4 protein-coding genes are annotated in these 4,323 nt (G+C 77.0%); 3 read left to right on the top strand and 1 reads right to left on the bottom strand.

Annotated elements, in window-relative coordinates; all coding sequences use genetic code 11:
- From GTR00_RS15495 to GTR00_RS15485, 3 genes are all read left to right on the top strand, one after another.
- Window positions 1-904: zinc-binding dehydrogenase (locus tag GTR00_RS15495; RefSeq protein WP_205705916.1), on the top strand; the 904-nt coding region annotated here is incomplete at its 5' end.
- Window positions 901-1,668 (top strand): SDR family NAD(P)-dependent oxidoreductase, encoded by a 768-nt coding sequence (locus tag GTR00_RS15490; protein ID WP_166612495.1) that lies wholly within the window; start codon window positions 901-903, stop codon window positions 1,666-1,668. The genes GTR00_RS15495 and GTR00_RS15490, both read left to right, overlap by 4 nt.
- Window positions 1,668-3,413 carry an IlvD/Edd family dehydratase gene (locus GTR00_RS15485; RefSeq protein ID WP_166612494.1) on the top strand — a complete coding sequence of 582 codons (1,746 nt, stop codon included), beginning with the start codon at window positions 1,668-1,670 and terminating at the stop codon, window positions 3,411-3,413. The genes GTR00_RS15490 and GTR00_RS15485 overlap by 1 nt, the downstream gene beginning before the upstream one ends.
- A 101-nt stretch (window positions 3,414-3,514) precedes the next feature.
- On the opposite strand, the gene GTR00_RS15480 is transcribed toward GTR00_RS15485, so the two are convergent.
- The gene (locus tag GTR00_RS15480) at window positions 3,515-4,309 is read right to left on the bottom strand and encodes a VOC family protein (protein ID WP_276610247.1); all 795 of its coding nucleotides are present in this window, start codon (window positions 4,307-4,309) and stop codon (window positions 3,515-3,517) included.
- Window positions 4,310-4,323: the final 14 nt, after the last annotated feature.

Here is a 4,323-nt window from a genome sequence, read left to right as displayed (position 1 = left end):
CCTCGCGCCCGGCCGGCGGGTGGGGTTCACCTGGCGCCCGCGCTGCGGGCGCTGCGAGCCGTGCGTGACGGGGCGGCCGGTGATGTGCGTGTACGGGCGGGTGCAGGCGCGCAGCGGCGGGCTGCTGGACGGCACCAGCCGGCTGCGCCGCGGCGCCGAGGAGCTGCACCACTTCCTGGGCGTCTCCTGCTTCGCCGAGCGCGCCGTCGTCTCGCGCGGGGCCGTGGTGGCGCTGCCGGAGGACGTGCCCGCCGCCGTGGCCGCCGTGGCCGGCTGCGCGGTCGTCACCGGCGTCGGCGCGGTCGTCAACGTCGCCGCGGCCGACGGCTCCCTGGCGGGGCGCTCGGTGCTCGTCGTCGGCGCCGGCGGCGTGGGCCTGTCCGCCGTGCTGGGCGCGGTGCTGGTGGGCGCCGGGGAGGTCGTGGTGGTGGACCTGTCCGCCGAGAAGCTGGCGCTGGCGCGCGCGGTGGGCGCCACCGCCACCGTGGACGCCACCGGGCTGGCCGCCGGCGACGTGGTCGCGGCGGTGCAGGAGCTCACCGGCGGCGGCGCCCACGTGGCCGTGGAGGCCGTGGGCGCCCCGGCCGCGCTGCGGCAGGCGTTCTCGGCGCTGCGCCCGGGCGGCACGGTGGTGGCCGTGGGGCTGTCCTCGGTGGACGCCACCGTGGCGGTGCCCGTCAACGAGCTGGTGCAGCAGCAGAAGCGCCTGGTGGGCAGCCTGTACGGCTCGGCCAACCCGGCCGTGGACCTGCCGCGGCTGCTGGCGCTGCACCGCGCCGGCCGCCTGCCCCTGGACGACCTGCTGGGCGGCTCGTACCCGCTGGAGGGCGTCGCCGACGCCTACGAGGACCTGCGCGCCGGCGCCGTCGGGCGCGCCGTGCTGCTGCCGGGGGCGGCCGCGTGAGCCGGTTCGCGACCTACCCCAGCCTGCGCGGGGCCGTGGTGCTCGTCAGCGGCGGGGCCAGCGGCCTGGGCGCGGAGTTCGTCGCGCAGTTCGCCGCCCAGGGCGCGCGCGTGGCGTTCGTGGACGTGCAGGACGGCCCGGCGCGGGAGCTGGCCGACGCGGTGGCCGCCACCGGCGCGCCGCGGCCGCTGTTCCGGCGCGCCGACGTCACCGACCTGGAGGGGTACCGGCGCGTCATCGCGGAGGTGGCCGGCGAGCTGGGGCCGGTGACGGTGCTCGTGAACAACGCCGCGGTGGACACCCGCCGGCGCACCGCGGACGTCGACGTGGCCGCGTGGGACGCCGGGATGCGCGTGAACCTGGACCACCACTTCTTCGCCGCCAGCGCGGTGGCGCCGATGATGCGCGCCGCCGGCGGCGGCTCGATCGTCAACCTCGGCTCCATCAGCACCCACGTCAAGCTGCGCGACCTGGTGGTCTACCGCACCGCGAAGGCGGCGGTGGAGGGGCTGACGCGGGCGCTGGCGCTGGAGCTGGGCGCGGACTCGATCCGCGTGAACTGCGTCATCCCCGGGTGGGTGATGACGCCGCGGCAGCTGCGCGACTGGGTGGACGCCGAGGCCGAGGCGGTGCTGGACCGCGAGCAGGCGCTGCCGCTGCGGGTGCAGCCGCAGGACCTGGCGCGGCTGGTGCTGTGGCTGGCGGCGGAGGACAGCAGGGCCTGCACGGGTCAACGGTGGATCGTGGACGGAGGGTGGATGTGATGGGCACCGAGGGAGGGGGCGCACCGCAGCGGCGGCGCAGCCGGGCGTGGTTCGGCGCGTCCGGGCGCGCGGGGATGCTGCACCGCTCGTGGATGCGCAACCAGGGCTACGGCGCGGAGGTGTTCGACGGGCGCCCGGTCATCGGCATCGCCACCACCTGGTCGGAGCTGTCGCCGTGCAACGCGCACCTGGACCGGGTGGCCGAGGCCGTCAAGCGCGGCGTGTGGATGGCCGGCGGTTTCCCGCTCGTCTTCCCGGTGATGTCCACCGGCGAGACGATCATCAGGCCCACCGCGATGCTGTACCGCAACCTCATGGCGATGCAGGCGGAGGAGCTCATCCGCGGCAACCCGCTGGACGGGGTGGTGCTGCTGTCAGGCTGCGACAAGACGACGCCGGCGCTGCTCATGGCGGCCGCCAGCGTGGACCTCCCGGCCGTCATGGTCACCGGCGGCCCGATGCTCAACGGCAAGTTCCGCGGCGAGGACGTCGGCTCGGGCACCCACGTGTGGCGCTACGAGGCGGAGGTGAAGGCCGGGCGCATGAGCGCGGCCGAGGGCGCGGTCGCCGAGGGCTGCATGGCCCGCTCCGCCGGGCACTGCATGACGATGGGCACCGCCTCGACGATGGCGTGCGTGGCCGAGGCGCTGGGGATGCAGCTGCCCGGTTCCTCCGGCTGGCCGGCCGTGGACGCGCGCCGCGGCGAGACCGCCCAGGCGGCCGGGCAGCGCATCGTGGCGATGGTCGAGGAGGACCTGCGCCCCAGCGCGGTGATGACGCGCGCCGCGTTCGAGAACGCGATCCGCACCACCGCCGCCATCGGCGGGTCCACCAACGCCATCGTGCACCTGCTCGCCCTGGCCGGGCGCCTGGGCGTGCCCCTGTCGATGGAGGACTTCGACGAGCTGGCGCGCGAGGTGCCCACGGTCGTGGACCTCATGCCCTCGGGGTGCTTCCTCATGGAGGACTTCTGCTACGCCGGCGGCCTGCCGGCGGTGCTGCGCGAGCTGGCCGAGAACGGCCTGCTGAACACCGGGGCGGTCACCGTGACCGGCCGCAGCGTCGGCGAGCTGGTGGCCGACGCGGAGTGCTGGGACCGCCGCGTCATCCGGGGGTTCTCCGAGCCCCTGCAGCCGGCCGGTTCCGGCACCGCCGTGCTGCGCGGGAACCTGTGCCCGCGCGGGGCGGTGCTCAAGCAGTCCGCGGCCTCCCCGCACCTGCTCAAGCACACCGGGCGCGCGGTGGTGTTCGACTCCCCCGAGGAGTACCACGCCGTGTGCGACGACGAGGACCTCGACATCAGCGCCGACGACGTCATCGTCGTGCGCGGCGCCGGGCCGCGCGGCTACCCGGGCATGCCGGAGGTGGCCAACGTGCCGCTGCCGGCGAAGCTGCTGCGCGCCGGGGTCACCGACATGGTGCGCATCAGCGACGGGCGCATGAGCGGCACCGGGTTCGGCGCCGTCGTGCTGCACGTGGCGCCGGAGGCCGCCGTGGGCGGGCCGATCGGCCTGGTGCGCACCGGCGACGTCATCACCCTCGACGTGCCCGCGCGCCGGCTGGACGTGCACCTGTCCGAGGAGGAGCTGGCCGCGCGCGAGCCGTCCTGGCAGCGGCGCAGCGGCGTGCCCGAGGGCGGCTGGCCGTGGCTGTACGCCGAGCACGTCCTGCAGGCCGACGAGGGCGCGGACCTGGACTTCCTGCGCGGCGCGCGCGGCAGCGCCGTCCCGCGCGACTCGCACTGACCCCGCACCGGGCCAGCCGCACGACAGCACCCGCACGAGAGCACCCGACGGACGGAGCGACGAGCGTGAGCAGCGAACCCCGGGCGCGACCCGCGGGCACCTCAGGCGGCGGGCGACCAGCCCGGCGGCAGCAGCCGCAGGACGGTGCCGTCGCGGTCGGCCAGCGCGCGCCCGGGCCCGCCGGTCGGCCCGCCCGGCAGGTCGCCGGGCAGGTCGCGCCCGCCGGCGGCCAGGACGGCCGCGGCCGCACCGTCCACGTCGGCGGTGCTCAGGGCCACCGCCCGCAGCCCGCGGCGCGGCACGTCCAGCGCCGCGGGCGGCAGCGGGGGCACGTCGTAGGAGAACACCTCCAGCACCCCCTCGCCGGCGGCGAGGTAGCTGCGCACGTACCCGCGCTCGTCGCCGGGGTGCGGCACCTGCCCCAGCCGTCCCAGGCCCAGGCCCTCGCCGTACAGGGCCAGGGCCGCGTCCAGGTCGGCGACGGTGGTGGCGGCGTGGTCCAGGCGCAGGGCGTCGTCGCCGGGCTCGCGCCGGTCGCGCTCGCGCCGGGCGGCGACCTGCTGCTCGTCCCAGACGGTGGTGTAGCGCAGCGGGCGGGACACCAGTTCCACCAGCGCGCCGTCGGGGTCGGTGAAGAACACGATGCGCACGTCGCCCAGCGCGGTCATCGGCGCGATGGTGAACTCCACGCCCGCCGCCCGCAGCCGCGGCGCCCAGGCGTCGAGCGCGCCGACCGCCGCGTCGAGCGCGGGAGGGGGGCGTCGTGCTCGGCCTGAACGTGCGCTTCGACCTGCGCGACGAGGACGCGGCGCGCCGCTTCGACGCGCTGCTGGCGGAGCTGCCGGTGCTGACCACCGCCGTGCGCGTGGAGGAGGTGGTCCCCACCCACCCCGCAGACCTGCCCCGGCGC

Origin of the sequence: Kineococcus indalonis (genome assembly GCF_009906395.1) — a bacterium.
In the GTDB taxonomy this organism is placed as follows: domain Bacteria; phylum Actinomycetota; class Actinomycetes; order Actinomycetales; family Kineococcaceae; genus Kineococcus; species Kineococcus indalonis.
This window is presented reverse-complemented; position numbering and strand designations above follow the sequence as displayed.

Excerpts from the sequence above, each read along its gene's own strand:
- GTR00_RS15485 (WP_166612494.1), top strand. The coding sequence starts at position 1,668 with ATGGGCACCGAGGGAGGGGGCGCACCGCAGCGGCGGCGCAGCCGGGCG.